Genomic DNA, 25,204 nt, shown 5'->3' with positions numbered 1-25,204 from the left:
TGGCGGAAGGCGCGCTTGCCGCTCTCATTCGAGAACGGTGACAAACGGGGCGGGTTCTGCTGGAGGATTGGCATTTTTTCGCGACGTTTTGGGTGTTTCCCTCATGTTGCGTCGGCCAAGCCTGTGTGTTAGGTGAGCGCTCGTGTTGCGGGGCCGGAGCCAGCTCCTTCCTGCAACCGTGAGGAAATTCAACATATCCGCCAAGGGGTTGGGCGGTCAGGTGCGGGGAAACCCGGCTGGACTGCTGTTCTCCCGAAGTGGTTTCAGCAGAGAGACACGCGGTGGCAGGGGAAGAACCGATCGTATCCGGCATGGCAGGCCGCTATGCCAATGCCTTGTTCGAGCTCGCCAGCGAGCAGGACGCCATCGATTCCGTTGTAGCCGATCTCGGCCGTTTCAATGGCCTCGTCGAGGAAAGCGCTGATCTCAAGCGCCTCGTCCGCAGCCCCGTCTTTTCCTCCGAAGAGCAGACCAAGGCGATCACGGCGTTGCTCGAGCGCGCTGGCATCGGTGGTCTTGCTGCCAATTTCATCAAGCTTGCCGCCCATAACCGCCGTCTGTTCGCGGTTGGCCAGATGATCCAGGCCTTCACCGTGCTGGTCGCCAAGGCGCGTGGGCAGGCCACGGCCGAAGTCACGGCGGCCCAGCCGCTTTCCGACGACAATCTCAACGTCCTCAAGGACTCGCTCAAGAGCGCGACCGGCAAGGACGTCTCCCTCAACGTCAAGGTCGACCCGAGCCTGATCGGTGGTCTGATCGTCAAGATCGGTAGCCGCATGATCGACGCCTCGCTCAAGACCAAACTCCAATCGATCAAGATCGCCATGAAAGAGGTCGGCTGATGGACATCCGCGCCGCAGAAATTTCCGCCATTCTGAAGGACCAGATCAAGAATTTCGGCCAGGAAGCCGAAGTTTCCGAAGTCGGTCAGGTTCTCTCCGTCGGTGACGGTATTGCCCGCGTCTATGGTCTCGACAACGTTCAGGCCGGTGAGATGGTCGAGTTCCCCGGCGGCGTGCGCGGCATGGCGCTGAACCTCGAAGCCGATAATGTCGGTATCGTGCTGTTCGGCTCCGACCGCGGCATCTCGGAAGGTGACACCGTCAAGCGGACCGGCGCCATCGTCGACGTCCCGGTCGGCAAGGGCCTGCTCGGCCGTGTGGTCGACGCCCTCGGCAATCCGATCGACGGCAAGGGCCCGATCGTCGCCGAGCAGCGCGCCCGCGTCGACGTCAAGGCACCCGGCATTATTCCGCGCAAGTCGGTGAACGAGCCGATGGCGACCGGCCTCAAGGCCATCGATGCCCTGATCCCGATCGGCCGTGGCCAGCGCGAGCTGATCATCGGCGACCGCCAGACCGGCAAGACCGCCGTGGCGCTCGACACCATCCTCAACCAGAAGCCGCTCAACCAGGGCGACGACGAGACCAAGAAGCTCTACTGCGTCTATGTCGCCGTCGGCCAGAAGCGTTCCACCGTCGCACAGTTCGTGAAGGTGCTGGAAGAGAACGGCGCGCTCGACTATTCGATCATCATCGCCGCCACCGCGTCCGACCCGGCCCCGATGCAGTTCCTGGCACCGTTCGCCGGCTGCGCCATGGGCGAATATTTCCGCGACAACGGCATGCATGCCGTGATCGTTTATGACGATCTGTCCAAGCAGGCCGTCGCCTACCGCCAGATGTCGCTGCTGCTGCGCCGCCCGCCGGGCCGCGAAGCCTATCCGGGCGACGTGTTCTATCTCCACTCCCGCCTGCTCGAACGCGCCGCCAAGATGGGCAAGGATGCCGGTCTCGGTTCGCTCACGGCGCTGCCGATCATCGAAACCCAGGCCAACGACGTGTCGGCCTACATTCCGACCAACGTGATCTCGATCACCGACGGCCAGATCTTCCTGGAGACCGACCTGTTCTACCAGGGCATTCGCCCCGCGGTGAACGTCGGCCTGTCGGTTTCGCGCGTCGGTTCGTCCGCCCAGACCAAGGCGATGAAGAAGGTCGCCGGCAAGATCAAGGGTGAGCTCGCCCAGTATCGCGAAATGGCGGCCTTCGCCCAGTTCGGTTCCGATCTGGACGCCTCGACGCAGCGCCTGCTCGCTCGCGGCGCCCGCCTGACCGAGCTCCTGAAGCAGGGCCAGTTCTCCCCGCTGAAGATGGAAGAGCAGGTCGTGGTGATCTATGCCGGCGTCAACGGCTATCTCGACAAGATCGAAGTCGGCAAGGTGCGGTCCTTCGAAACGGGCCTGCTCGCCAAGCTGCGTGCCGAGGGCTCGATCCTCGAGGCGATTCGCACTTCCAGCGATCTCAGCGACGATGTCGCCGCCAAGCTCAAGGACCAGGTCGAGGCGTTCGCCAAGACCTTCGGCTGATCGCGAGAGTATTATTCGATTATGTCGATCGAATAATACTCAGAATTTCAAGGAGATAGACGCGTCTTTCCGATCCGGTCAGATCGAAAAACGCTCTCGCTCTCGATAGGAAGGCGAAGCGATGGCATCGCTTAAGGACCTCAGAAACCGTATTGCCTCGGTCAAGGCGACGCAGAAGATCACCAAGGCCATGCAGATGGTCGCGGCCGCCAAGTTGCGCCGCGCCCAGTCGGCGGCCGAGGCTGCGCGCCCCTATGCCGAACGCATCGACGGTGTGCTCGCCAATCTCGCCGGCTCGATCGCCGATCCACGCCAGGCCCCGCCGCTGTTGGCGGGCAACGGCAAGGATCAGACCCATCTGCTGGTGGTCTGCACCGGCGAGCGTGGCCTGTGCGGGGCGTTCAACACTTCGATCGCCCGTCTGGCCCGCGAGCACGCCTTGGCCCTGCTCGGCCAAGGCAAGACCGTCAAGATCATCTGCGTCGGGCGCAAGGGCTACGATGTGCTCAAGCGTCAGCTCGAGAAGCACATCATCGAGCTCGTGGACTTCCGCTCCGTGCGCCAGCTCGGCTTCGAGCACGCCGATCAGGTCGGTGCGAAGGTCCGCAAGCTCTATGCAGAGGGCGGCTTCGACGTCTGCACCCTGTTCTACTCGACCTTCAAGTCTGTGATCTCGCAGATCCCGACCGCCAAGCGCCTGATCCCGGCCGAAGTGCCGGCCGTCAAGGAAGGCACGCAGAAGATCGCCTATGAGTATGAGCCGGATGAGGGCGCCATCCTCGCCGATCTCCTGCCCCGCAACATCTCGGTGCAGGTGCTGCGTGCTCTGCTCGAGAACAATGCGTCCTTCTACGGGTCGCAGATGAGCGCCATGGACAACGCCACGCGCAATGCCGGTGAGATGATCAAGAAGCAGACGATCACCTACAACCGCACGCGCCAGGCGATGATCACCAAGGAACTGATCGAAATCATCTCGGGTGCGGAAGCGCTCTGAGGTCAGCCATAGGGGTATCGTGATGTCTTACGCAACTTCTGCCTCGACCAAGGGTGGCCGCGAGGGCCGCGCGATCCTCGACAATGGCGGCCTGGCATTGGCGATGGCCTTTCCGAAGGAACTCGGCGGCAATGGCGAAGGCCATAACCCCGAGCAGCTCTTCGCGCTGGGCTATTCGGCCTGCTATGGCCAGGCCATCGTGGCGCTTGGCCGCAAGCATGGCATTGACGGCGCCACCGCCAAGATCACCTGCCAGGTGACGCTGGCCAAGGACGATATCAGCTTCGCCCTCTCGGTGGAGATGAAGGTGCATGTCCCCGGCGCCGACCTCGACAAGGTCAAGGCGCTGGTCGAGGAAGCTCACCAGATCTGCCCCTATTCCCGGGCGACCCGGAACAACGTGCCCGTCACGTTGACCGTCGTCTGATCGCAGCTCTCAAACAGACAAGAATTTGTCAAACAGACAAGAGACTTTGGAGAAACCCATGGCCAACCCGACCGGACGCGTTTCGCAGGTCATCGGCGCCGTTGTCGACGTACAGTTCGACGGCCATCTGCCCGAGATCCTGAACGCCCTCGAAACCACCAACAACGGCCAGCGTCTGGTGCTGGAAGTCGCCCAACATCTGGGCGAATCCACGGTCCGCTGCATCGCCATGGACATTTCCGAAGGCCTGGTGCGCGGCCAGCCCGTCACCGATACCGGCAAGCCGATCGCGGTGCCGGTGGGCGAGGCCACGCTCGGCCGCATCATGAACGTCATCGGCGAGCCGATCGATGAAGCCGGCCCGGTCAATGGCGAGGGCGTGCGCCCGATCCATGCGCCTGCTCCGAGCTATGCCGAGCAGTCCACCGAAGCCCAGATCCTCGTCACCGGCATCAAGGTGGTCGACCTGCTCGCCCCCTACGCCAAGGGCGGCAAGATCGGCCTGTTCGGCGGCGCCGGCGTCGGCAAGACCGTGCTCATTCAGGAATTGATCAACAACATCGCCAAGACCCATGGCGGCTACTCGGTGTTCGCCGGTGTCGGCGAGCGTACCCGCGAGGGCAACGACCTCTATCACGAGTTCATCGAATCGGGCGTCAATGCCGATCCGCATGACGCCAATTCGTCGGTCAAGTCGAAGTGCGCCCTGGTGTTCGGCCAGATGAACGAGCCGCCGGGCGCCCGCGCTCGCGTCGCTCTGACCGGCCTCACCGTCGCCGAGCATTTCCGTGACCAGGGCCAGGACGTGCTGTTCTTCGTGGACAACATCTTCCGCTTCACCCAGGCTGGTTCCGAGGTGTCCGCGCTTCTCGGCCGTATTCCTTCGGCCGTGGGCTATCAGCCGACGCTCGCCACCGACATGGGCGCGCTGCAAGAGCGCATCACCACCACCACCAAGGGTTCGATCACCTCGGTGCAGGCCATCTACGTGCCGGCCGACGACTTGACCGACCCGGCACCCGCCACCTCCTTCGCCCATCTTGACGCGACGACCGTGCTGTCGCGCTCGATCGCCGAAAAGGGCATCTACCCGGCCGTCGATCCGCTCGACTCGACCTCGCGCATGCTCACCCCGGCCGTGGTCGGTGAAGAGCATTACGCTGTCGCCCGCCAGGTGCAGCAGATCCTCCAGCGCTACAAGGCCCTGCAGGACATCATCGCCATTCTGGGCATGGACGAACTGTCTGAAGAGGACAAGCTGACCGTGGCGCGCGCCCGCAAGATCGAGCGCTTCCTGTCGCAGCCCTTCGACGTCGCCAAGGTGTTCACCGGTTCGGACGGCGTGCAGGTTGCCATCGAGGATACCGTCAAGGGCTTCAAGGGCATTGCCGAAGGCCAGTACGACTATCTGCCGGAAGCCGCCTTCTACATGGTCGGCACCATCGAGCAGGCCGTCGAGAAGGGCAAGCGCCTGGCCGCCGAGGCTGCGTAACAATGCTGACTGGGGCGCCGTCAGGCGCCCCTCTTCTGGAAATCAAGGACCGCATCGATGGCCAGCTTCCAATTCGAACTCGTCACGCCTGAGAAGCTGCTGTTCTCCGGCCCTGTCGAATCCGTCGTCGTGCCGGGCAGCGAAGGCGATTTCGAGGTGCTGTCCCAGCACGCTCCGGTGATGTCGACCATCCGGCCCGGCATCATTGTGGTCAAGGAAACCGCGGGCGGCTCGTCCCGTCATCTGTTCGTGCGGGGTGGTTTCGCGGACGTCAATCCGCAGGGGCTCACGATCCTGGCCGAACAAGCCGTTCCGATCGAGGAAATGACGCCAGACAAGGTCAGCTTGGAAATTGCAGCCGCCGAGGCAGCGGTCCAGGCGGCTGTCGACGACGCCGCCAAGGCCTTGGCCGATCTCAAGCTCGGCCAGATCAAGGAATTGCAGAAAGCCCTGAGCTGAATACGTTCACTCATTTCTTCTGAAAAGCGCGCTTCGGCGCGCTTTTTCTTTTTGAACACGGCAGCGCGACATGATGCGGTCTCGCCGTGAGGTTCGTGCTCCGATCAGCCGTTCAGCTGGATCGTGGTCAGCAAGGCCTTGGCGACTTCGGTCGTGACACGGCGTTTATAGCGCTCGTGGACCACCTGCCCGTTATGGAAGACCTTGTGCTCGACATAGACCATATGGCCGTCCCAGCGCAGGATGTTGTCCGTCTCTGTCGTCTCGATGACATTAAGCCCTGGTACGAGCTGGCCTTCGGTCGACTTGTCGCGCATCCGGTTGTTCCTCCCGCCTGATTCTCTAGAGCAAAACGCGTTCATGACTGAATGCCTGTTCGCTCTAACTCCTTGTTTCGACGTGTCTTTGCGATTCCGGGTGGTCCCGGCAAGTCGCAAACGTTCGGGCTGATCGCAAGCCAGCATGCCCGACTTTGCAGGAAAATGGAAAGGGGATCGGCTGGGCTTCCTCCAGTTCTCCTCGCCGCCAAGAATCGTTGCGGGAATGCGATCCGCTCTTGACTGATTGAACGTTCAAAATATTGTAGAGGTCATGGCCGCTCAGCTCACCTCGTCCAATGAACGTCCGATACGTCTGCGCCGCGTCGACGCCGGAGACGTTCGGCGTCGGCAGTTGATCGACGCCACCATCGAGGCGATCGCCGAACTCGGCTTCAATGCCACGACGATCGCCGAGATCGCCCGCCGCGCTGACGTCTCCACCGGCCTGGTCTCCTTCTATTTCGGTGACAAGGACGGGCTGCTGGAAGCGACCCTGCGCCATCTCGCCCGGCAGTTGTCGCGAGGGGCGGCGGCCCGCCTGCGCGACGCCACCACGCCGCGGGCTCGCGTCCAGGCGGTGATCGAGACTATGCTCGGTGTCAGCCAGTTCGAGCGGCGCATCGGTACGGTCTGGTTGGCTTTCTGGGGGCAGGTGCCGCATTCGCCGCGCTTTGCCCGGGTGCAGCGCGCCTATCATCGCCGCATTGCCGGCAATCTCGCCCATGCGCTGCATCCAGTCCTGAGGCCGGAACCGGCCCGGGCGCTTGCCGAAACCATCTCGGCGATGATCGACGGGCTGTGGCTGCGTGCCACCCTTGCCAATGATCCTGATGGCCGGATGGCCAGAAGTGTGGCGACCGGCTTCGTCGACAGTCAGTTCATGCTGCTCGGCCTCAGTCGTTGAGGTCTCGGGCGGCGATCTCGCGCTGAGGCTTTGGCCGGACGCAGGGGCGCCGGCTCGCATTTGGAAGTTGAGTTCATATCGAAAAGCGGAAACGGCGCCGATCAAGCGGCGGCCATTCCAGGCGGGGAGTTTGAAGAATGCGCTACGGCGTTGTGAAGAACCATATCGGCGGCGCCTTCGTCGACGCGACCTCGGGCGAGACCTTTGCTTCGGTCGATCCGGCTACCGGCGAGACCATCGCTGAGGTGGAACAGGCCGGTGATGCCGACATCGAGCGGGCGGTCGAGGCCGCCAAGGCCGGCTTCAAGGTGTGGTCGCGCATGACGGGCGCCGAGCGCGGCCGCATCCTCAAGCGCACCGCCGACATCCTGCGCGAGAAGAACGCGGCCCTGGCCGATATCGAGACGCGCGATACCGGCAAGCCGATCCAGGAGACCATCGCCGTCGACGTACTATCGGGCGCCGATTGCCTGGAATACTTCGCCGGCATCGCCGCCACCCTCACCGGCGAGCATGTCGACCTCGGCCCCGCCGCCTTCGGCTATACCAGGCGCGAGCCGCTTGGTGTTGTCGCCGGCATCGGCGCCTGGAACTATCCCCTCCAGATCGCCTGCTGGAAATCGGCTCCGGCGCTTGCCTGTGGCAATGCCATGATCTTCAAGCCGTCCGAGGTGACGCCGCTGACCGCGCCCTACCTCGCCGAAGCCTTCAAGGAGGCCGGTCTGCCGGACGGGGTCTTCAACGTGGTGCAAGGCGATGCCCGCGTCGGCAAGGCGCTGGTCGCCCACCCTTCGATCAAGAAGATTTCGCTGACGGGCGAGGCCGGCACCGGCCGCATCATCATGGCCAATGCCGCCAAGACGCTGAAGCATGTCACGCTCGAGCTCGGCGGCAAGTCGCCCTTGATCGTGTTCGAGGACGCCAAACTCGACAATGCCGTCTCCGGCGCGCTGCTCGGCAATTTCTATTCGGCCGGCGAGGTCTGTTCGAACGGCACACGGGTGTTCGTGCATAGCAAGGTCAAGGACGCCTTCCTCGCCAAGCTCAAAGCAAGGGTTGAAAAGATGGTGATCGGCGATCCCCTCGATCCCAACACCCATGTCGGCGCTCTCGTCAACCAGGAGCATCTGGAAAAGGTGATGTCCTATGTCGAGAAGGGTAAGGCGGAAGGTGCCAAGCTGCTCACCGGGGGCTATCGCGTCACCACCGGCACGCTCGCCAAGGGCGCCTTCGTTGCCCCCACCATCTTCGACGGCTGCCAGGACGACATGGCCATCGTGCGCGAGGAGATCTTCGGACCGGTGATGACGGTGCTGAGCTTCGACGACGAGGACGAGGTGGTGGCCCGCGCCAACGATACCGAATATGGCCTGGCGGCCGGCGTGTTCACCAACGATCTTTCGCGTGGCCATCGCGTCATCGCCAATCTCGAGGCCGGCACCTGCTGGATCAACCAGTACAACGTCACGCCGATCGAGCTGCCTTTCGGCGGGGTCAAGCTGTCCGGCCTCGGGCGCGAGAATTCGCGCGCCGCTGTCGAGCACTACACCCAGATCAAGAGCGTTTACGTCGCCCTCGGCGATATCGACGCACCGTACTGAGGTCTGGGAGCGCGGACATCGCAGCCCCATGAAGTCATTGGGGGATGTCCGCTCTTGGAAACGCGACATTCGAAGGGCGGGAAGAGGCGGACGGGACGTCCGCGCACCCGGAAAACCATGACCGAAACATTCGACTATGTGATCGTGGGCGCCGGTTCGGCGGGTTGCGTGATGGCGAGCCGCCTGACGGAGGACGGCACGCATCGCGTCAAGGTTCTGGAATTCGGCGGCAAGGACGGCTCGGTGTTCATCCAGATGCCGAGCGCCCTTTCCATCCCGATGAACTCGCCGCGCTATGATTGGCGCTATCATGCCGAGCCCGAGCCCGCGCTCGGCGGCCGCAGCCTCCATACACCGCGCGGCAAGGTGCTGGGTGGATCCTCCTCGATCAACGGCATGGTCTATATCCGCGGCCATGCCATGGACTACGAGGCCTGGCAGGAGGCGGGCGCGCGCGGCTGGAACTATGCGGGGGTGCTGCCCTATTTCCGCCGGGCGGAAGGTCGCGAGGAAGGCGGCGACGAATATCGCGGCGCCGATGGCCCGCTCAAGACGTCCTATGGCCGGCTCGCCAACCCGCTCTACCAGGCCTTCATCGATGCCGCCGTCGAGGCCGGCTATCCCGCCACGGCCGATGTGAACGGCTACCAGCAGGAAGGCTTCGGTCGCATGGACATGACTGTCCACAAAGGCCGCCGCTGGTCCGCCGCCAACGCCTATCTCAAGCCGGCGATGAAGCGGCCCAATCTGTCGGTGGAGACGCATGCGCTGGCAAGCCGCATCCTGTTCGAGGGCAGGCGAGCTGTCGGCGTCGAATATTGGCGGGGCTCGCAGCTCAAGCGCGTGATGGCGCGGCGCGAGGTGATCCTGGCAGCCGGGCCGATCAACGATCCACAGCTCCTGAAGGCGTCTGGCGTCGGGCCAGCCGCCGAGCTCAAGGGCTTCGGCATCGAGGTCGTCAACGATCTCCCAGGCGTCGGCGAGAACCTGCAGGACCATCTCGAATTCTATTTCCAGATGGCGAGCACGCAGCCGATCACCCTCTATTCGGTGACCAACCCGATCGCCAAGGGCATGGTCGGCCTGCAATGGCTGCTGCGCAAGGACGGGCTGGGCGCCACCAATCATTTCGAGAGCTGCGGCTTCATCCGCTCGCGCGCCGGTATCTCCTATCCCGACATCCAGTATCATTTCCTGCCGATGGCGGTGAGCTATAACGGCAATTCGCTTGCCACCGAACATGGTTTTCAGGCCCATGTCGGACCGATGCGCTCCAAGAGCCGCGGCCATATCCGCCTGAAGTCGCGCGATGTGCGGGAGGCACCGCTGATCCGCTTCAACTATATGAGCCACCCCGAGGACTGGGCGGAGATGCGGGCCTGTGTCAGGCTGACGCGCGAGATCTTCCAGCAGAAGGCGTTCGAACCTTTTGCTGGCCGCGAGATCTCGCCGGGTGCCGACGTCACCTCGGATGAGGCGATCGATGCCTTCATCGCCCAGCATGTCGAGAGTGCCTTCCACCCGTCCGGCACCTGCCGGATGGGCGATCCTTCCGATCCGATGACGGTGGTGGATCCCGAAACCCGGGTGGTGGGCCTCGAGAATCTGCGTATCGCCGACTCAGCCATCATCCCGCTGATCACCAACGGCAACCTCAACGCTCCCTCGATCATGATCGGCGAGAAGGCATCCGACCACATTCTCGGCAAGCCGCTGCTGCCATCATCCAACGCGCCCTTCTACCGGGCGAAGGATTGGGAGACGAAGCAGAGATAGGAGGGAGAGTGTTTGACAGCTTCTGGCCCCTCGCGCTTTGAGAGGGACCAGAATTGGGTGGCGAACACTGAAGAAACTAGTTTCCGCTCAGGCTTCCTGAATCGCCGACAGCTTCCAGTCTTCACCCTTGCGCCGAACGAACGTCCAGATCTCGGTCGTTTCGCTGGGCTCGTCCTTACCTTCGACGATCGCGCCGGTGGTACGATCCCTGAGGACATCGACCGACTGGTAGCGGAAGGCGGCGCTGACGTAGTCCTCGTCACCTTCGCGCCAGGCCTCGGCAATATCGGCCTGGAGCAGGCGCGTATCGCGCACGTCATTGCGGACGCCGCGCTTGGCATTGTCGGCCAACTCCTCGGAGAAGTAGGACACGATTTCAGGCGTCGTCAGGCGGCGCAGGGCGGCGTGATCCTCCTTGGCGAAGGCATCCTGGACCTCGGTCAGCCGGTGCTCGAAGGTGTCGAGGTCGGCCTGGGTGGCCTCGATGGCTTCGCCACGGGCTGGGCTGGCTGCCGCCGGAGACGATAGGCCAAAGAAGCCGGTGCGGCCGTTCGTGGTCGGCTGCGCGTCGCGGTTCAGGCCCTGGTTGCCCAAGCCCTGGTTGCCGAAGTCGAAGCCACGCGACATTTGCGGGCCGCCTGCCGCTGCCGGTGTACGGCGCGAGCGCCACCAGGAGATCGCGAAGAAGGCGATCACGGCGATCAAGGCCGCCTGCAGCAGGAAACCGAGCATGCCAGCGAGGCCCCCGAAGCCGTAGCCCAGCAGCGCGCCGATGAGGCCACCCACCAGCAGGCCGCGCATCAGGCCGCCGGCGCCGCCGAACAGGCCGGGACGCTGCTGCGCGGCGCCCTGCGCCAGCGGTGAGGCGGGTTGTGTCGCGCTCGGACCGGGATTGGGCGTCATCGAACGCTGGACCGGGGCGGCCTGGTCTGGCGCGGTGCGGGTGGCCGGCACGGAATCATAGGTGCGCGCACCGCGGCTGCCGATGCTGCCGCCACGGCGGGCCTCGGCGAAATCGGTCGATACCAGTGTCGCCGCCACAAACAGGCTGGCCACAACGGCGAATAGTCGGGTCTTGTTGAAGCGCATGATCGGCAACCTAATCTCCAGTCGCCCGCTTCAATGTCAGCTAGCGGGCCCTTTTTCAGCGGTCCGACATCACGTGCGCATCAAGCGCGACGTCAGAGGGGCCCGGCCCGCGTGAGGAATGTGGGGACATGCCGGGTTGGTTGCAAGTGTATTTCCGGTAATCATTGCCGTCTGGGCGATGGCAAGCGTGAAAGCAGGGGCATCGAGGCCGATCCGAAGCGGGCCGATTGCCCGGAGTGGAGCAAGGGAAGGCGGCGATATGAAATCCCTCGCTTTTTCCCCGCAAACGCACTATGTCAGCGCCATCAGCGTGACAGCATCGACAGTGTGGGCGTGGGCCGTTCGGCTTGCGCGACGGGAGAATTGGCCGGGAGACCTTGTTTCGGATCTGGCTTGACCATCTTCCATTGGAAATAGAGCCGAGCCATGAAGTTTCTCGATCAAGCCAAGATCTATGTCAAAGCCGGTGACGGCGGCGCGGGAGCCGTATCCTTCCGGCGCGAAAAATTCATCGAGTTCGGCGGACCCGACGGCGGTGACGGCGGGCGGGGCGGCTCGGTCGTGGCCGAATGCGTCGACGGCCTCAATACGCTGATCGACTATCGCTACCAGCAGCATTTCAAGGCACGCGTCGGCACCCATGGTATGGGGCGCAATCGCACCGGCGCCAATTCAGCCGACGTGGTGCTGAAGGTGCCGGTCGGCACTCAGGTCTATGAGGAGGACGGCGAGACCATGATCGCCGACTTCACCGAGGTCGGCCAGCGCGCCTTGATCTGCAAGGGTGGCAATGGCGGCTTCGGCAACGCCTATTTCAAGACCTCGACCAACCAGGCGCCGCGCCGGGCCAATCCCGGCCTGCCGGGTGAGGAGAAGACGATCTGGCTGCGCCTGAAGCTGATCGCCGATGCCGGCCTCGTCGGCCTGCCCAATGCCGGCAAGTCGACCTTCCTGGCCACGGTGACCGCCGCCAAGCCCAAGATCGCCGACTATCCCTTCACCACCCTCTATCCCGGTCTCGGCGTCGTTCGGGTGGACGGGCGCGAATTTGTGCTCGCCGACATTCCCGGCCTGATCGAGGGCGCGCATGAGGGGCATGGCCTCGGCGATCGCTTCCTTGGCCATGTCGAGCGCTGCCGCGTGCTGCTGCATCTGGTCGATGGCACCTGCGAGCATGCCGGCAACGCCTACAAGGTCATTCGCAACGAGCTCGCCGCCTATGGCGGTGATCTGGCCACCAAGCCGGAGATCGTGGCGCTGTCGAAGACCGATTCGCTCTCACCCGAACTGCTCAAGGAACAGGTGGCGCGGCTGAAGCGGGCCGCGAAGAAGACACCGATCGTGCTGTCCTCCATCGCCGGTTCGGGCGTGCAGGAGGCGCTACGCCAGCTTTTCGAGGTGATCGGCGCGGCCAAGGCGGCTGATGACATCATCGAAAAGCCGGTTTTGGAGAAGAACAATACCTGGCAGCCCTGAACCAGATAGTCGTGAACCTGGCAGCCCCGGTCGGCGTTGAGATGGTGGGAATGGGCACAGGAATCGAGGAGATGGCCTTGAACAAGACGACAGCGCTGCTGCGCCTGCTGGTCGGGGTCCTTCTGGTGCTTGTGCCCCTGGCCGTGGCCGTGCCGGCTCTTGCCGACACGCTGACGCCGAAAGCGGCGATGCGGGCAATGACGCAGGCCGGCTATTCCGGCGTCGGCGGCGTAACGCATGACCTCAATTTCTATTACGCAGCCGCTGTCGACGCCAAGCGCCGGCGCGTGCGCGTGACCGTCGACGACCAGACCGGCAAGATCGTCGCCGTGGTCCCGCTGCGGGGCAGCGGCGCGGCTCTGCCGGCCGGGACATCCCTGCGGCCGATGGCCCCGCTGCAGAAGGTGGAGATCAAGCCGGTGCCCCGCATCGTGCCGCTCAATCGGCCGCCTCCCGCGCTGCGAACGCCGGGGCGCTATGCCTATCCTCTCAATTCGAACGGACAGTTGACGCCGGGCTGGTGCCGTTACCGCCAGATCGCACCGGGCTGCTGACTTTTTCGGGATCGCGGGCATCTCTTCCTGGGAAGAGGCGATCGCCAGGCGACTTGGTTGCCGCCCATGCAAAAAGGCGCCCCGGTTTCCCGGAGCGCCCTCGACTTTCCGTCCTATCCTACTATTGGCTTAGGCAGCCTTGGCTTCGACCTGCCGGGGAGCCGAACCGTTGATCGGGATCAGCCGGGGCTTCTTGGCCTCCGGGATCTCTCTGATAAGGTCGACATGGAGCAGGCCGTTCTCGAGACTGGCGCCGGTCACCTGGACATAGTCGGCGAGCTGGAAGCGGCGCTCGAAAGCGCGGGCGGCAATACCCTGATGCAGGACCTCGCCCTTGCTGCCTTCCTTGCCTTCGGACTTCTCGCCACGAATGGTGAGGGCGTTTTCCTTCACCTCGATGGCGATGTCGTTCTCTGCGAAACCGGCGACGGCGACAGAGATGCGATAGGTGTTATCCGAGGTGCGCTCGATATTGTAGGGCGGGTAGGTGGTGGCCGAAGCATCGAAGCCGGCAACCTGATCGAGCGCCGAGAACAGGCGGTCGAAACCGACGGTGGAACGGTAAAGGGGCGAAAAATCAAACTGACGCATGGCTATCCTCCTTTGAAGCGACAAGCCGTGGAAAACGCTCCGCCATCTGGCCGGAGCCGACATGTGCATCCCGTCTGGGCCTGCACAGACCTTGATTTGGTGCGGGTTCCAGCGGTTTCAAGAGGATGAGTGTCGATTCTTGATCGGGCTTGCCTTGATCGCCCGGTCGCGCAAGATGATGCTGTTTCGTGCCGTTCCCTGAGGTGACCCATGCTGAAACTGCGCCCCAATTGCGAATGCTGCGACAGAGATCTGCCCCCCGACGCGCCTGAGGCGATGATCTGCACCTTCGAGTGCACCTTTTGCGCCGGCTGCGCGGCGGATGTCTTCGGCGGCACCTGCCCCAATTGCGGCGGCGACCTCGTGCGTCGGCCGATCCGTCCCACTGCCCTGCTGGCCAAATATCCGCCCTCGACGGAGCGTGTGCTGCGCGAGGGCGAATGCCTGGCGAAGCGCGACGCGGCCTGAACGCGGAGGCAGCTTCCTCTTGATTGCGGCACGGACTTTGCCGGGAAACGCTGCCTTGGGGGCGAGGGGGCTATCGTCCGCCAGCTGGGCGACGATTTCCCGCCTGCATATCGGCACGAAGCAGTCTATATGAGGCAGTGAACATCCCTGCAGGAAACATCCATGCTTCACGCCCATTCCTTCGTGCCCGCCCCCGAGGTCGGGGCCCAGTCCATTGCCGACAGCGTCGTGCTGACCTTCGAGGACCGCTGCCAGCGACAGGGCCTGGTGCATACGGTGGGCGGCCTCGACATCCAGGTGGATCTCACCGAGGCGCCGGCGCTCGCCCATGGCGATGCTTACCGGCTGGAGGACGGGCGGCTGATCGAGATCGTGGCCGAGGCCGAGCCCCTGTTCGAGATCAAGGGGCGCGACCCCCTGCATCTGATGCGCCTCGCCTGGCATCTCGGCGACAGCCATCGCGAAACCGAGATCGGGACGAAATGGCTGCGCATCCGCCAGGATGCCGAGATCGCTGACCTCCTGAAAGGGCTCGGTGCCAAGGTCGTGGCGATTGAGGGGCCGTTCCAGCCAGAGGGCGGGAATCACGGCCACGACGCCCATGGGCACGATCATGGCCATCACCACGACCATGGCCATCAGCATGATCACGGGCGCAAGCACGATCATGGCCATGAGCCTGGCCACGACCATGATCATCATCATCACGATCATAGCCATGGCGAAGCTTGCGGTTGCGGGCACGACCATGAACATGGACACCACGGCAAGCACGGTCACGACTGAGTGGCAGGTGCCGTAGGTCCTTGTTGGTGCATCGCTTTTGCCGAAAACCGGCTTCCGGTTTTCGGCACGACTCTCTAAGCGATCGGCCTCCCTCCGCTGGATCTACCAGCGATGCCAGGCGTGTCCGTAATAGGGGCGACGCCAGCCCCCGCCCCAACCATGATAATAGACGGGACGGCTCCAGCCATAGCTGTAGACCGGATATTGGGGCACGCAGCGTCCCCAGATATTGGGGCGCCAGCCCGGACCGCAGCCCCAGGCCACCTGTTGCACCAAAGGTGCGGCGGCAGGGGCGGAGGCAGCCAGCGGCATGGCCGAGGCAGTCGTCGTAGCGGCGGCCAGGCCGGGCAGGCCGAGCATGGCGATGGCGGCAACTTGAACGATACGCTTCATGATGGAACTCCACCGGATACTACTTGCGGAAGGCCGGCGCGGCCTCCTGCAAGCTTGAACGCAGGCCGGAAGGAAATCCGTCGCTGGAACAGAGTGCGATTTCCCTAAATTGCACTTTGCTCCAACTCTTTGTTTCGACGCATTTTCCTAGCCAAGAAGCCTGCCAGCTTCTCTTGAAAATGCTCTATTGGGCTGGTTTCTTCGGTGGGGGCGGCGCGTGGATATAGCGGCTCAGCCCTTCGGCCAGGATGGCGCGATCGGCGGGCGAACTCGCGGCCGCAAATTCCACGATGCGCTGTTCCAGCCCGGCCCTCATGGCGGCGTCGGCCGTGCGGGCGCGCTCCAGGGCCGCGAGCAGGGCCGGGGCATCCAGTGCCGGCTGCCGCAGCAAAGCGGCGGCGTCGCGCCGGGCCTGCTGTCCGTCGAGAATGGTCTGTCGGGCCTGATGGCGTGCCTCGCGCAGGGTCTTGTAGAAGGCATCGCGTTCCAGCGTAGGCAACTGGTTGCCAAGGGCCTGCAGCGAGGCGCGTGGCACGGATCTGCGGGCTTCGAACCAGACGATGCCGCCGGCAATCGCCCCGGCCAGGAAAATGTTGAGGGCAATCGAGGCGATCAGGAGGATGCGCGAGCCGGCCATGTTCACGATCCTTCTTCGCTGATATCCGCCTCGGGCTCGGCATCGCCGAAGGCCGTGATTGTCGCCCCCAGCCCGCCATGCTCCGCCCTCGTCGGTGTATCGAGCATGGCGATCGCCAGGGTTCCAGCCAGGGCGCCGGCAAGGCCGACACCCGCCAGGCCGAGCCCGAGCCACCAGCGGCGGGCCCGCCGGCGGGGCGCGAGGCCGGCGGTCCCGGCCGCCACGATCCGTGCGTGGAGATCGGCGCTCGGAGGCGGTACTGCGTAACGATCGAGCATGCTGTCGAGTTGGGCGGCAGCCTGCAGGATGGCCTTCCCCTCCGGGCTCGATGCAAAAGCCGTGGCCGCGGCCCGTTCGGCTGCCGGCCAGTGCTGCAGGCGGCTGCCATAGTTGTCGGCAAGGGCGGCAAAACGCCCGGCATCCATTGGCACGAGCCTGTCAGGCATGGGAAACGCTCCCCGACAAGAGGGCTTCCAGCTTATCCGAACGGGAGCGGCGGACAGGCGCTGCGAGGCGATGAGGGAGGCTGGCAGCGGCTGATCCCGGGAGCGTGAGGACGGCGGCATTGCTGCGTCCTTCGGGCGAGACGCGTATGCAGCCATGTCCCTCGATGCTGCGCAATGCCAGGTCGAGGCGGCCAGCCCTTGCGAGAATGTGCCGCCCCTGCGGGGTCTGCGCGAAGGAACGCCCGGCGCTGCGCTCGGGTGCGGGCCATGCTTCGATCACCGCGCCATAGGCGGCGGCAAGGGCAGCGAAAAGCTCTGCACTCATCGTGAAGGGAGCTTCAGTCATGATCGGCCTTCCTGATCAGGATCGACTGCAGAGAACGGCGTCCGCGGGCGAGCAGGCTCTCCAGCGCCTCGACGCTGACTTCCATCGCTGCCGCGGCCTCGATATTGGACATCGACTGATAATAGGTCAGGACGATCGCTTCCCGCTGCCGCGGCGCGATGGCCTGCAAGGCTTGCTCCACATGGTCGCTGGCCTCCTCCGTGCCGCCCGCCGCGGGGTGATCCGGGGGAGCGGCCAGTTCGGGCAGATCGAGGCCCGTCCATTCCCTGCGACGGCGCAGGCGATCATAGCAGAGGTTGAGCGCGACACGGTGGATCCAGGTGTCGAACCGGGCCGCCCCGGGCCGCCAGCGCGCGGCGTTGCGCCAGATCCGCAGGAAGGCCTCCTGCGCGACATCCTCAGCCTCCGCGGCATCGCCGAGCATACGGCGGGCCAGGGCGAGCAGCCGCGGCAACTTGCGTGAGACCAGGACCTGCATGGCAGCATCGTCGCCCGAACCGATCCGGCGCACCAACTCCTCGTCTGGATCGGACCCCATAACCAGGCGCGCTCCCGGGATTCATCGAGGGGCATGGTCCCGCATCATTGCGCCGGTTTGGCAGCCGATTTGTGGCCCGGCATTTCATCGCGGGCAAGGGCGCCGTCCTTGTTGGCATCGAGTTTGGCGAAGCGCTTGGCGAAGAAGGCGTCGAGCTCGGCCTTGTCGACGAAACCGTCCTTGTCGGCGTCGAGCCGGGCGAACGATTTGGCCGGGTCGGTCTTGGCGTTCCGCTTTGTTTGGAAGGCGCTCCATTCCGCCGAGCTGATCTTGCCGTCGCCGTCGGTATCGGCCTTCATGATTGCCTTCTCGCGGCGGGCCTGGAACTCGGCGAGGCTGAGGCCGGCCTTGGCCGGTGCCGCGGTTTGTGCCGGGGCTTGAGATATCGTTGCCTGGGGAGCCGGTGTCTGGGCCGGCTGGGCCGGCGCCGGCTCAGACGTCTGTGCCATAGCGGCGGCGGCCGGCAGGGCCAGCATCAAGGCAAGGATCGAACGGCCGATCATGGGCATCTCCTGGGACAGATCGCGCGGGCATTCGGCGCGAAGGGACTCTGCTTGAACGGCAGCGCCAGGAAAATCCGTCGGTCTGGTGGCAAAGAAGTTTGGGGGCTAAAGCGTCTTGCTTTAGCCGACGAAGGCCGAACCCATATTCACGGAGGGCTTGTCAGTGCCGGCCGTCGAGATCGCGAATGGCTGCGGCCCGTGCTGCCGGGTTCCCCGCCAGGAGATGCACGTGAACTTCGCAGGCGCCGGCCTGGGCGGCGGCCGCGAGCGTGGCGGCAAGGTCATCGCCACCTTGACCGGCCTCGCCGATCCATACGCAGGCGCCGCCTGCACCGACCGCGATCAAGACGGCATCGACATAATCGGGGCATTGGGAGATCGGATAGACCGAGACCAGATAGGAACGGCCTGAAATACCGACCCAGCGACGGAAACGTGATGCCGCTGCCGGTGCGTCGCGGCCCAATGCGGCCAGCGTCGTACACAGGCGGTGATCGGGCTGAGAACGAGAACGAATCGCGATCTGTGTCATGGAACAAATCTAGAACATCGCGCATTGCGGCGTCAAGCGATTCGGGTTTGTTCCGCCTCACCTGGAGCATCGTGCCGAAAAGGGGATGCCGATTTTCGGCGAAAACGATGTGATAACAATAACCTACAGCGTCGGACACGATGCCGAAATCGGATCCGATGCTTAGAGCAACGGTGTCCGTGGCGAAACGCCCAATTGCTTCAGCTCCTTGTTTCCAAGCCAAAGCAACGGGTTGGCCAGAAACGTCTTTGCGACCCTAGCTGACTTCGTCAAATAGCAAAACGCTTTGGCCCTGGGCTTCAGCCAGGAGCCGGTCCGAGGCTGTCTCGATATCATCAACCAGGCGATCGAAGAAGGCGGCCTTGTCCAGGCCGGCCGGAATGGCGGGCAGGATCTCCATCACCAGCCTGCCCGGCTGGCGGATGAATTGGCGCCGCGGCCAGAAATGGCCGGAATTGAGCGCCACGGGGACGCAGGGCACATTGAACTCGCTGTAGAGATAGACCACGCCATATTTGTAGGCTGGCTCGGCGCCGGGCGCCCGGCGGGTGCCTTCGGGGAAGATGGCGATCTGGCGGCCTCGGGCGAGTTCGCGCTCGCCATCCGCCTTCATCTGCTTCATGGCCTTGGAGCGGGCCCCTCGGTTGACGGCGATCATCTGCGCCTTGGCGGCGAGCCAGCCGAAGATGGGCAGCCACATCAGTTCGCGCTTGAGCACGTAGCAGGGGTCCTCGCACACGAGGAACATGGCGAAGATGTCCCAAGTGGACTGGTGCTTGGCCGCGACCAGAACCGGCCCGGGCGGCAAATTCTCCCGCCCGCGAATCTCGCAGGTGATGCCGGCGATATGGCGCATCAGGAAGATGTTCACCCGCGCCCAGCTCTTCACGATCCAGAGCAGGGCAGGGCGCGGCATCAGTAGAGTCGGCAACGCCAGAATCATCCACAGGACGATGTTGACATAGAAGGCCAGGTTGAACAGGAGCGAGCGCAGGACGAGCATGGAGTGGGGTCATTCGAGGGATGCTGCAGCGGCTATAGCAGAATTGTCGGCGCCTGCCTCCTTCTTCCACCGTGGTCCGACAGATAGCGCCACTGCCCGAATAGCGGATCGAGCGCCGACGGCGATGCCGTCATAGCAGCCATTTGCAAGGGAGCGAAATCCGCCACTTCGCCCGCCGGGGATTGGCTGGATCCAACGAATTTTCCGCCTGGACTGGCAGCTATTCAACAGGTCGACGCATGGTGCTGCAAGCGTCAGTCATCGGGCCGGAGTTTCTGCCTGTCCTCGGGGGCGAGGGTGTTTTCGAGTATCTGATGCCACTCCGCCTTGACGTCCTTTTTTGAAATCACCGTGTCGTCTGTCCGTCGTTTGAAGACGAGCGTGTATTTATTGGTGATATTTCGGCTCGACGACGTCCAGTCCACGATCGTGAATGAATTCAGGGCGGGGTCCACCGCCGCAGGCTTTGTGGCGACGTTGATTCCGGATGATCTCTTGGTGCCTTTTCGAATGGTCGCAAGGGCTGCGTCGATCCGCTTTTTGTCGCCCTGCAGGGTAAAGTGAACGATTTCGTCGGCTTCGTTCTTGGCTGAGCCTGCAAGATTATACTTGATCGCCTGCTTCATGACGGCCGCGCGGAAACCGACCTGCTGGTCGTTTCCGGTAACGGTTGCCTCGATCGCACCCTCCTTGGCATCGGCCTGTGCCGCGACACCGAGGAACAACGGAAAAGTCGCCGCCAGCAAACGAATGCATATCGTTCTGGTGAAGCGCATGGCATGGCTCCCTGTTTCAAATGTCGGTGACACCAGCGGTTTTCTGGCATTGAAGAGCGCAAGATATTTCCTTCGAAACGCTCCTCATTCGGCTCGCGCCGTAACCCTGTCCGCCGTGGCCCGTTCCATCCGGAGCTGGAAGGTGGCGCTCGCATATTTCACATATTCCGACAGCAGCAGGTGGACGCTGACCGGATCCATCCACCAGGAATCGAGCTTGAGATTTTGCGAGATCACGGGATAGGCGATCAGGGTGGTATCCGGCAGCACCCGGCGCAGTTCCAAGAGCGAACGCGGCATGTGATAGTTCGAGGTCACCACGATGATCGATTTGAACTGCTTGTCGCGCACCCAGCGTGCCGTTTCCAGGGCATTGCCGAGGGTGTTGAGGGCATTGCGGTCGATATCCACGCAGCAATCGAGCACCTCGACACCGCCGGCCGTGTGCCCGGCCAGGGCCTGCTGGCTGGTTGCCTTGTTGACGCCGGTGATGAGAAGGCGCTTGGCGCGACCCTGATTGAGCAGGTCGAAAGCCTCGCTGATGCGGTCGGCGCCGCCGGTGAGAGCGATGATGCCATCGGCCCTCACGGCAGGGTTGGGCGTCTGGTTCTGCAGGCTGGAGACGAAATAGGCGAAATCCGTCACCACGGCCGCGGTAAAGAACAGCAGGCAGGCACCGGTGATCTCCAGGATCCAGCGCAGCCAGCGCCGTGGCCGCTTCGGCGGGTGCTCCGCCTGGGCCGGGGAAACCATGCCAGTGATCGCCGAGGCCTGCCGCATCGGACGCGCCCATACCAGTTTGTCAAACCTGGCCAATCTGCCGTAGCCGAAATTCTTGCGGATGGTTTGGGCAAAAATGGGGTCGGCGGCGCGGGTGTGTAGCGGAATAGGCGCGGAGCCCTGCCAGACGCTCATGGATGACCCCTATATGTGTCCTCGCAGCACACGGTGAACCGTCATGCGCGAGGTGACGCCGGTGATGATGGCAATGAGCGCGACTGCCGCGACGATGGCGGCATAGCCGCGCCAGTCCATGTTGAAGGAGCCGAACAGGGCCTCCATCTGGTCGCCCGCCGCGGTGGCGGTGAAGCGGGAGGCGAGCATATGGGCGACGAGGAAGGTCAGTGCCGCCCCACCGCCCCCGATCAGCCCGCCCTTGAGGCCGAGCCAGAGGAAATGGCGCTGGAATTCGTTGGCGATGAAGCTGTCATGGGCGCCGACGAAATGCAGCACCTCCACCACGTCCTTGTTGCCCGCCATGGCGCCGCGGGTGGCGAACACCACCGACAGGGCCGTGGCGATGACCATCAGCACGAGGATGGCGAGGCCTGCCAGCACCATGGCCCGGGCCATGGCCGCCAGGCGCGCGATCCAGAAGCGGTGATCGTCGAGGCTGGCGCCGGCCACGGTCTCGGTCAGCGTCTTCTTCAGCGTGGCGAAGTCCGGCAGGCTGCCCGGGGTGATCTTCACCACGATGAGGCGCGGGATCGGCAGGTCGCCCATGTCGAGGCCTTCGCCGAGCCAGGGCACCAGCATGCGCTCGGTTTCCTCGCGCGAATAGACCTGCACGTCGCTGATCCCTTCGGTGGCGCGGGCGGCGACGACGGCCTTGGCGATCTCGGCTTCGATGTCACGGCCCTCCACGGGGCGAACCTGGATGGTGACCTCGCGGGAAATCTGCGAGCCCCAATCGGCGGCGGCGCCCGCGATCAGTAGCACGCCGCCGGCCGTGAGGGCGACCAGGAAGGTCATGATCGCCACCACGGCCATCAAAGAGCGCCCGGCGATCGAGCCCGACGGCACGATCGGAGCCGCGGGGCGGATCAGTGTCTCCGCGCGCCGGCCGGCAGGCTGCGCTCTGTCGTTCAAGACCATGACGCCGGCTCCTGCACCGTGACATGGCCGTCCTCGAGGCGCAGGCGGCGAGCGGGGAAGAGCTCCATCAGGCTCTCGTCATGGGTGGCGATCACCACCGAGGTGCCGGAACGGTTGAGTTCGATGAACAGGCGCAGCAGGCGACGTGCCAAAGCGGGATCGACATTGCCCGTCGGCTCGTCGGCGAGCAGCAGTTCGGGGCGCACGATCAAGGCGCGCGCGATGGCGGCGCGCTGCTTCTCGCCGCCCGACAGCACCGGCGGGAGCACATGCATGCGCTCGCCGAGGCCGACCCAATGCAGCAATTCGACCACTTCGGGCCGGTAGCGCGCCTCATCCTGGCCCTGAACGCGCAGGGGCAGGGCGATGTTCTCGTAGGTGGTGAGGTGATCGAGCAGGCGGAAATCCTGGAAGACGATGCCGATACGCCGCCGCGTCTCGGCAAGTGCGTGCTTGGAGAGGGTCGTCACTTCCTGATCGAAGGTGTGGATGAGGCCGCGGGTCGGCTTGAGCGTGAGGAAGAGCAGGCGCAGCAGCGTGGTCTTGCCGGCGCCGGAAGGACCGGTGAGAAACTGGAAGGAATTGGCGGGCAGGTCGAAACTGACGTCGCGCAGCACTTCCGGGCCCATCCCGTAGCGCAATCCCACATTCTCGAACCGAACCAAGACAGAATCTCCCCAAGACGGCCCCGACCGCCTCGGCTGCACTCTGCCGGGAGGGCGTTAACGAGGTGTTAACGTTAACGAAATGACAACGAATTTAACCTTCGCGAGATCCCCCTTATCCCATGCGCCTCCCGATGACGGTGGGCCGTTGCGACCCGGCGCCTGTGGGTGGCCGGTGGACGGGACTCCAACGCCATTGTCGCCCATGCCCTCCTGCGGTTATGGTGCCGGCAGAAATGAGGAGTTCGATGGCCACGTCGCGTAATATCAAAGTTCTGTTCGACGCCGAGACGATCGCCAAGCGCAATGCGTCGCTGGTGCAGGAGATCAAGGCACGCAATCTCGAGAATCTGCTCGTGGTGGCGGTGCTGAAAGGCTCCTTCGTGTTTACGGCCGATCTCCTTCGGGCCATGCACGAAGCGGGCATGGCGCCCGAGGTGGAATTCGTGCATCTGTCGAGCTATCGCGAAGCGACCGTGTCGACCGGCACGGTGAACATTCTGCATGACGTCGAAAGCGACGTGCGCGGGCGCAACATCCTCCTGGTCGACGACATCCTCGAATCGGGCCGCACCCTGGCTTTCGCCAAGGACCTGCTCGCCGCGCGTGGCGCCAAGCAGGTGCTGAGCTGCGTGCTGCTCGACAAGCCAGGCAAGAGCGCCGTCAACATCAAGGCCGATTTCATCGGTTTCGAGTGCCCCGATCTGTTCGTGGTCGGCTACGGCATGGATGTCGCCCATTCCTATCGTCAGCTGCCTTTCGTCGGCGTGGTCGAATAGAGTGTTTTGCGATTTGGCGGCATCGCCAAGAACCGCAAAGACGCTCTGGCCAATCCATTGGATTGGCTTGGAACCACACAGCGAGAGTAAGGCAGCGTTTCCGTTTAAACGCGCTTTGCTCTAGAAGCCGGCGGGATGGCAGGCTGCGGAGGAGATATGGCTGGTCTATTGGGCGCTCACAGCGCCCGTTTCCTGTTTCGTGACGACAAGGGTAGCATCAACAGGCAGACTTGGTGGCGTGGCATGGCGGTGCTGGCCTTGATCCTGGCTGCGCTGGTGGCGGCAGCCTTTGGGCTGAACCATGTCCTGCCGCGCAATCCGGCGGCGGCCGAAGCCCTGGTCGACGAGGTCGCGCGCGAACATACCAGGCTGATGACGATCCCCTATTATTTGTCGCTGTTCGCGATCGACGTGCTCTATGTGGTGATGGTGCTGGTCTCGGTCTGTATCTATTTCGTCGGCGCCAAGCGCTACAACGATCTGGGGCGGCCGGCGCAACTGGCGCTCATCCTGCCCGCCGCAGCCTATTTCCAGATCTTTTCGCCGATTTTCAGCGACCATCTGCTGCCGGTCTACGGCCGTTGGATCGTCACAGTCGCCATGCTGGCCGTGCTCGCCTGGCAGGTTTACGAACTGGGCTTCAAGAAGGGCCGGCTCTAGGCCCTCCGGGTGGGCCGGTCTTTAGACCGGCCGTCCCCTGCCGACTCGGTACGACAGTTGCTGATTAATTGCCGGCGCGTCACCAGAAATCGACAAGGAGTGCATGAGAGCAGAGCGCCGGTTTCCCGCATAGCCCGCTCTGTTCACCTTGCATTCAGATCATGCTGCTAGACATTGAATATTGAAATTGAGGGAGGCAGCTATGAAACTATCCTTGAAGCTGTTTATGGCAGCTGGCCTGGCCGCCGGAAGCATGATGTTTGCTCCGCAGCTGGCCTCGGCAATGCCGATGGCACCAGCCGCGCAGTCACAGGCTGACAACGGCCTCGTCCAGCAAGCTCGTCGTTTGTGCCCCTATGGAATGCACCGCTCCCCTTATGGCTGTGTTCGTGACCGCGGCTACGGCTACGGTTACCGGCGTGGTGGTGGTTGGCGTGGTGACGGCGGCTGGGGTTATCGTGAACGTCCCCGCCGGTATTATCGTGAATATTGAGGTGGGAACCACGCTGTGCCGAACGATGCTGGCACAGTCGGAAGCTTGAGCTTTCCCAGGTAGTTCTTACGCCTGCAACGATTGAAAATACCAACCCCGCGGTTCACTGGACCGCGGGGTTTTTCATGGCTGGTGGGGTATGGCAGTACGGGAAGGCATCGCAGATGCTGATGCTTTCATCCGCTTGGCCACCTCTTGTTTTGCAACTGATCGATGCGACCTGCCAGACGCCGCCCATGGCCTGAACGAA

The 25,204-nt window shown here is 63.7% G+C and carries 31 protein-coding genes; 16 read left to right on the top strand and 15 right to left on the bottom strand.

Annotated features, from left to right (window positions below):
- Nucleotides 1–281 precede the first annotated feature (281 nt).
- The 6 genes from AB4037_RS32295 to AB4037_RS32270 all read left to right on the top strand — a co-directional run bounded on the left by AB4037_RS32295 (nucleotide 282) and on the right by AB4037_RS32270 (nucleotide 5,743).
- Nucleotides 282–842 carry a F0F1 ATP synthase subunit delta gene (locus tag AB4037_RS32295; RefSeq protein WP_441774321.1) on the top strand — a complete coding sequence of 187 codons (561 nt, stop codon included), beginning with the start codon at nucleotides 282–284 and terminating at the stop codon, nucleotides 840–842.
- Nucleotides 842–2,368: a F0F1 ATP synthase subunit alpha gene (gene atpA / locus AB4037_RS32290; protein ID WP_434959161.1), complete on the top strand. Its 1,527-nt coding sequence runs from the start codon at nucleotides 842–844 to the stop codon at nucleotides 2,366–2,368. Before AB4037_RS32295 ends, atpA begins: the two co-directional genes overlap by 1 nt.
- 121 nt (nucleotides 2,369–2,489) lie before the next feature.
- Nucleotides 2,490–3,365 (top strand): F0F1 ATP synthase subunit gamma, encoded by an 876-nt coding sequence (locus tag AB4037_RS32285; RefSeq protein WP_434959162.1) that lies wholly within the window; start codon nucleotides 2,490–2,492, stop codon nucleotides 3,363–3,365.
- Nucleotides 3,366–3,387: 22 nt separating this feature from the next.
- The gene (locus tag AB4037_RS32280; RefSeq protein ID WP_434959163.1) at nucleotides 3,388–3,792 is read left to right on the top strand and encodes an organic hydroperoxide resistance protein; all 405 of its coding nucleotides are present in this window, start codon (nucleotides 3,388–3,390) and stop codon (nucleotides 3,790–3,792) included.
- A 58-nt stretch (nucleotides 3,793–3,850) separates the two neighbouring features.
- The gene (gene atpD, locus AB4037_RS32275) at nucleotides 3,851–5,284 is read left to right on the top strand and encodes a F0F1 ATP synthase subunit beta (RefSeq protein WP_434959164.1); all 1,434 of its coding nucleotides are present in this window, start codon (nucleotides 3,851–3,853) and stop codon (nucleotides 5,282–5,284) included.
- A gap of 57 nt (nucleotides 5,285–5,341) precedes the next feature.
- Nucleotides 5,342–5,743 (top strand): F0F1 ATP synthase subunit epsilon, encoded by a 402-nt coding sequence (locus tag AB4037_RS32270; RefSeq protein ID WP_434959165.1) that lies wholly within the window; start codon nucleotides 5,342–5,344, stop codon nucleotides 5,741–5,743.
- Nucleotides 5,744–5,847: 104 nt separating this feature from the next.
- Here AB4037_RS32270 and AB4037_RS32265 read toward each other — a convergent pair whose 3' ends face one another.
- A complete protein-coding gene (locus tag AB4037_RS32265) occupies nucleotides 5,848–6,060 on the bottom strand; it encodes a hypothetical protein (RefSeq protein ID WP_311934624.1) in 213 nt (70 codons plus the stop codon).
- 274 nt (nucleotides 6,061–6,334) lie between these two features.
- Between AB4037_RS32265 and betI the strand changes: the two genes are divergently transcribed.
- From betI to betA, 3 genes are all read left to right on the top strand, one after another.
- Nucleotides 6,335–6,967, top strand: a complete 633-nt coding sequence (gene betI / locus AB4037_RS32260; RefSeq protein ID WP_441774320.1) for a transcriptional regulator BetI — start codon at nucleotides 6,335–6,337, stop codon at nucleotides 6,965–6,967.
- Between the two features lie 137 nt (nucleotides 6,968–7,104).
- Nucleotides 7,105–8,568, top strand: a complete 1,464-nt coding sequence (gene betB / locus AB4037_RS32255) for a betaine-aldehyde dehydrogenase (RefSeq protein WP_441774319.1) — start codon at nucleotides 7,105–7,107, stop codon at nucleotides 8,566–8,568.
- Between the two features lie 117 nt (nucleotides 8,569–8,685).
- Nucleotides 8,686–10,344: a choline dehydrogenase gene (betA, locus tag AB4037_RS32250; protein WP_441774318.1), complete on the top strand. Its 1,659-nt coding sequence runs from the start codon at nucleotides 8,686–8,688 to the stop codon at nucleotides 10,342–10,344.
- A gap of 87 nt (nucleotides 10,345–10,431) precedes the next feature.
- Here the strand turns inward: betA and AB4037_RS32245 are convergent, their stop codons facing one another.
- Nucleotides 10,432–11,433: a TIM44-like domain-containing protein gene (locus AB4037_RS32245; protein WP_441774346.1), complete on the bottom strand. Its 1,002-nt coding sequence runs from the start codon at nucleotides 11,431–11,433 to the stop codon at nucleotides 10,432–10,434.
- A gap of 426 nt (nucleotides 11,434–11,859) precedes the next feature.
- Here AB4037_RS32245 and obgE point away from each other — a divergent pair, with 426 nt between their 5' ends.
- Nucleotides 11,860–12,909, top strand: coding sequence for a GTPase ObgE (gene obgE, locus AB4037_RS32240; RefSeq protein WP_434959169.1), 1,050 nt, complete (start codon nucleotides 11,860–11,862; stop codon nucleotides 12,907–12,909).
- Nucleotides 12,910–12,986: 77 nt separating this feature from the next.
- Complete coding sequence (locus AB4037_RS32235) at nucleotides 12,987–13,463, top strand: hypothetical protein (protein WP_441774317.1); 477 nt, start codon at nucleotides 12,987–12,989, stop codon at nucleotides 13,461–13,463.
- Nucleotides 13,464–13,592: 129 nt separating this feature from the next.
- Here the strand turns inward: AB4037_RS32235 and AB4037_RS32230 are convergent, their stop codons facing one another.
- Complete coding sequence (locus AB4037_RS32230) at nucleotides 13,593–14,054, bottom strand: Hsp20 family protein (protein ID WP_434959171.1); 462 nt, start codon at nucleotides 14,052–14,054, stop codon at nucleotides 13,593–13,595.
- Nucleotides 14,055–14,264: 210 nt separating this feature from the next.
- Here AB4037_RS32230 and AB4037_RS32225 point away from each other — a divergent pair, with 210 nt between their 5' ends.
- Complete coding sequence (locus tag AB4037_RS32225) at nucleotides 14,265–14,522, top strand: DUF1272 domain-containing protein (protein ID WP_441774316.1); 258 nt, start codon at nucleotides 14,265–14,267, stop codon at nucleotides 14,520–14,522.
- Between the two features lie 162 nt (nucleotides 14,523–14,684).
- Nucleotides 14,685–15,308: an urease accessory protein UreE gene (locus AB4037_RS32220; RefSeq protein WP_434959173.1), complete on the top strand. Its 624-nt coding sequence runs from the start codon at nucleotides 14,685–14,687 to the stop codon at nucleotides 15,306–15,308.
- A gap of 102 nt (nucleotides 15,309–15,410) precedes the next feature.
- On the opposite strand, the gene AB4037_RS32215 is transcribed toward AB4037_RS32220, so the two are convergent.
- The 12 genes from AB4037_RS32215 to ftsE all read right to left on the bottom strand — a co-directional run bounded on the left by AB4037_RS32215 (nucleotide 15,411) and on the right by ftsE (nucleotide 23,022).
- Complete coding sequence (locus AB4037_RS32215) at nucleotides 15,411–15,701, bottom strand: GCG_CRPN prefix-to-repeats domain-containing protein (protein WP_441774315.1); 291 nt, start codon at nucleotides 15,699–15,701, stop codon at nucleotides 15,411–15,413.
- Between the two features lie 184 nt (nucleotides 15,702–15,885).
- On the bottom strand, nucleotides 15,886–16,338 hold the full coding sequence (locus tag AB4037_RS32210) for a periplasmic heavy metal sensor (RefSeq protein ID WP_441774314.1): 453 nt from the start codon (nucleotides 16,336–16,338) through the stop codon (nucleotides 15,886–15,888).
- Nucleotides 16,339–16,340: 2 nt separating this feature from the next.
- A complete protein-coding gene (locus AB4037_RS32205) occupies nucleotides 16,341–16,784 on the bottom strand; it encodes a hypothetical protein (protein ID WP_441774313.1) in 444 nt (147 codons plus the stop codon).
- Nucleotides 16,777–17,130 (bottom strand): hypothetical protein, encoded by a 354-nt coding sequence (locus AB4037_RS32200; RefSeq protein ID WP_434959177.1) that lies wholly within the window; start codon nucleotides 17,128–17,130, stop codon nucleotides 16,777–16,779. The genes AB4037_RS32205 and AB4037_RS32200 overlap by 8 nt, the downstream gene beginning before the upstream one ends.
- Nucleotides 17,123–17,668 (bottom strand): RNA polymerase sigma factor, encoded by a 546-nt coding sequence (locus tag AB4037_RS32195; protein WP_434959178.1) that lies wholly within the window; start codon nucleotides 17,666–17,668, stop codon nucleotides 17,123–17,125. The genes AB4037_RS32200 and AB4037_RS32195 overlap by 8 nt, the downstream gene beginning before the upstream one ends.
- Before the next feature lie 44 nt (nucleotides 17,669–17,712).
- Nucleotides 17,713–18,171 carry an EF-hand domain-containing protein gene (locus tag AB4037_RS32190; RefSeq protein WP_434959179.1) on the bottom strand — a complete coding sequence of 153 codons (459 nt, stop codon included), beginning with the start codon at nucleotides 18,169–18,171 and terminating at the stop codon, nucleotides 17,713–17,715.
- Nucleotides 18,172–18,331: 160 nt separating this feature from the next.
- A complete protein-coding gene (locus AB4037_RS32185; RefSeq protein WP_441774312.1) occupies nucleotides 18,332–18,703 on the bottom strand; it encodes a hypothetical protein in 372 nt (123 codons plus the stop codon).
- Between the two features lie 256 nt (nucleotides 18,704–18,959).
- The gene (locus tag AB4037_RS32180; protein WP_434959181.1) at nucleotides 18,960–19,706 is read right to left on the bottom strand and encodes a lysophospholipid acyltransferase family protein; all 747 of its coding nucleotides are present in this window, start codon (nucleotides 19,704–19,706) and stop codon (nucleotides 18,960–18,962) included.
- Nucleotides 19,707–19,960: 254 nt separating this feature from the next.
- On the bottom strand, nucleotides 19,961–20,482 hold the full coding sequence (locus tag AB4037_RS32175) for an acylphosphatase (protein ID WP_441774311.1): 522 nt from the start codon (nucleotides 20,480–20,482) through the stop codon (nucleotides 19,961–19,963).
- A gap of 84 nt (nucleotides 20,483–20,566) precedes the next feature.
- Nucleotides 20,567–21,397, bottom strand: a complete 831-nt coding sequence (locus AB4037_RS32170) for a YdcF family protein (protein ID WP_441774310.1) — start codon at nucleotides 21,395–21,397, stop codon at nucleotides 20,567–20,569.
- A gap of 9 nt (nucleotides 21,398–21,406) precedes the next feature.
- Nucleotides 21,407–22,357, bottom strand: coding sequence for a cell division protein FtsX (locus AB4037_RS32165; RefSeq protein ID WP_441774309.1), 951 nt, complete (start codon nucleotides 22,355–22,357; stop codon nucleotides 21,407–21,409).
- Nucleotides 22,348–23,022 (bottom strand): cell division ATP-binding protein FtsE, encoded by a 675-nt coding sequence (gene ftsE / locus AB4037_RS32160; RefSeq protein ID WP_434959185.1) that lies wholly within the window; start codon nucleotides 23,020–23,022, stop codon nucleotides 22,348–22,350. The genes AB4037_RS32165 and ftsE overlap by 10 nt, the downstream gene beginning before the upstream one ends.
- 248 nt (nucleotides 23,023–23,270) lie before the next feature.
- Between ftsE and hpt the strand changes: the two genes are divergently transcribed.
- The 3 genes from hpt (at nucleotide 23,271) to AB4037_RS32145 (ending at nucleotide 24,954) form a co-directional block, all read left to right on the top strand.
- Nucleotides 23,271–23,801, top strand: coding sequence for a hypoxanthine phosphoribosyltransferase (hpt, locus tag AB4037_RS32155; RefSeq protein WP_441774308.1), 531 nt, complete (start codon nucleotides 23,271–23,273; stop codon nucleotides 23,799–23,801).
- Between the two features lie 156 nt (nucleotides 23,802–23,957).
- A complete protein-coding gene (locus AB4037_RS32150; RefSeq protein ID WP_441774307.1) occupies nucleotides 23,958–24,461 on the top strand; it encodes a hypothetical protein in 504 nt (167 codons plus the stop codon).
- Nucleotides 24,462–24,663: 202 nt separating this feature from the next.
- Nucleotides 24,664–24,954 carry a hypothetical protein gene (locus AB4037_RS32145; protein ID WP_434959188.1) on the top strand — a complete coding sequence of 97 codons (291 nt, stop codon included), beginning with the start codon at nucleotides 24,664–24,666 and terminating at the stop codon, nucleotides 24,952–24,954.
- The last annotated feature ends 250 nt before the right edge of the window (nucleotides 24,955–25,204 follow it).

The organism is Labrys sp. KB_33_2, assembly GCF_052114505.1.
GTDB lineage: Bacteria > Pseudomonadota > Alphaproteobacteria > Rhizobiales > Labraceae > Labrys.
Note: the sequence above shows the minus strand (reverse complement) of the source record. Positions and strands in the feature narration are given on the sequence as shown.

Bases quoted from the DNA above. Each gene is read 5' to 3' on its own strand.
- betB (WP_441774319.1), top strand. From the start codon at position 7,105: ATGCGCTACGGCGTTGTGAAGAACCATATCGGCGGCGCCTTCGTCGAC.
- AB4037_RS32265 (WP_311934624.1), bottom strand. From the start codon at position 6,060: ATGCGCGACAAGTCGACCGAAGGCCAGCTCGTACCAGGGCTTAATGTC.
- hpt (WP_441774308.1), top strand. From the start codon at position 23,271: ATGGCCACGTCGCGTAATATCAAAGTTCTGTTCGACGCCGAGACGATC.
- AB4037_RS32205 (WP_441774313.1), bottom strand. From the start codon at position 16,784: ATGCCTGACAGGCTCGTGCCAATGGATGCCGGGCGTTTTGCCGCCCTT.
- AB4037_RS32210 (WP_441774314.1), bottom strand. From the start codon at position 16,338: ATGGCCGGCTCGCGCATCCTCCTGATCGCCTCGATTGCCCTCAACATT.
- obgE (WP_434959169.1), top strand. From the start codon at position 11,860: ATGAAGTTTCTCGATCAAGCCAAGATCTATGTCAAAGCCGGTGACGGC.
- AB4037_RS32200 (WP_434959177.1), bottom strand. From the start codon at position 17,130: ATGACTGAAGCTCCCTTCACGATGAGTGCAGAGCTTTTCGCTGCCCTT.
- AB4037_RS32175 (WP_441774311.1), bottom strand. From the start codon at position 20,482: ATGCGCTTCACCAGAACGATATGCATTCGTTTGCTGGCGGCGACTTTT.
- AB4037_RS32220 (WP_434959173.1), top strand. From the start codon at position 14,685: ATGCTTCACGCCCATTCCTTCGTGCCCGCCCCCGAGGTCGGGGCCCAG.
- AB4037_RS32230 (WP_434959171.1), bottom strand. From the start codon at position 14,054: ATGCGTCAGTTTGATTTTTCGCCCCTTTACCGTTCCACCGTCGGTTTC.
- AB4037_RS32215 (WP_441774315.1), bottom strand. From the start codon at position 15,701: ATGAAGCGTATCGTTCAAGTTGCCGCCATCGCCATGCTCGGCCTGCCC.
- AB4037_RS32185 (WP_441774312.1), bottom strand. From the start codon at position 18,703: ATGACACAGATCGCGATTCGTTCTCGTTCTCAGCCCGATCACCGCCTG.
- AB4037_RS32150 (WP_441774307.1), top strand. From the start codon at position 23,958: ATGGCTGGTCTATTGGGCGCTCACAGCGCCCGTTTCCTGTTTCGTGAC.
- AB4037_RS32165 (WP_441774309.1), bottom strand. From the start codon at position 22,357: ATGGTCTTGAACGACAGAGCGCAGCCTGCCGGCCGGCGCGCGGAGACA.
- AB4037_RS32285 (WP_434959162.1), top strand. From the start codon at position 2,490: ATGGCATCGCTTAAGGACCTCAGAAACCGTATTGCCTCGGTCAAGGCG.
- betA (WP_441774318.1), top strand. From the start codon at position 8,686: ATGACCGAAACATTCGACTATGTGATCGTGGGCGCCGGTTCGGCGGGT.
- betI (WP_441774320.1), top strand. From the start codon at position 6,335: ATGGCCGCTCAGCTCACCTCGTCCAATGAACGTCCGATACGTCTGCGC.
- AB4037_RS32190 (WP_434959179.1), bottom strand. From the start codon at position 18,171: ATGATCGGCCGTTCGATCCTTGCCTTGATGCTGGCCCTGCCGGCCGCC.
- atpD (WP_434959164.1), top strand. From the start codon at position 3,851: ATGGCCAACCCGACCGGACGCGTTTCGCAGGTCATCGGCGCCGTTGTC.
- AB4037_RS32225 (WP_441774316.1), top strand. From the start codon at position 14,265: ATGCTGAAACTGCGCCCCAATTGCGAATGCTGCGACAGAGATCTGCCC.
- AB4037_RS32270 (WP_434959165.1), top strand. From the start codon at position 5,342: ATGGCCAGCTTCCAATTCGAACTCGTCACGCCTGAGAAGCTGCTGTTC.
- AB4037_RS32280 (WP_434959163.1), top strand. From the start codon at position 3,388: ATGTCTTACGCAACTTCTGCCTCGACCAAGGGTGGCCGCGAGGGCCGC.
- AB4037_RS32180 (WP_434959181.1), bottom strand. From the start codon at position 19,706: ATGCTCGTCCTGCGCTCGCTCCTGTTCAACCTGGCCTTCTATGTCAAC.
- atpA (WP_434959161.1), top strand. From the start codon at position 842: ATGGACATCCGCGCCGCAGAAATTTCCGCCATTCTGAAGGACCAGATC.
- AB4037_RS32145 (WP_434959188.1), top strand. From the start codon at position 24,664: ATGAAACTATCCTTGAAGCTGTTTATGGCAGCTGGCCTGGCCGCCGGA.
- AB4037_RS32170 (WP_441774310.1), bottom strand. From the start codon at position 21,397: ATGAGCGTCTGGCAGGGCTCCGCGCCTATTCCGCTACACACCCGCGCC.
- AB4037_RS32245 (WP_441774346.1), bottom strand. From the start codon at position 11,433: ATGCGCTTCAACAAGACCCGACTATTCGCCGTTGTGGCCAGCCTGTTT.
- AB4037_RS32195 (WP_434959178.1), bottom strand. From the start codon at position 17,668: ATGGGGTCCGATCCAGACGAGGAGTTGGTGCGCCGGATCGGTTCGGGC.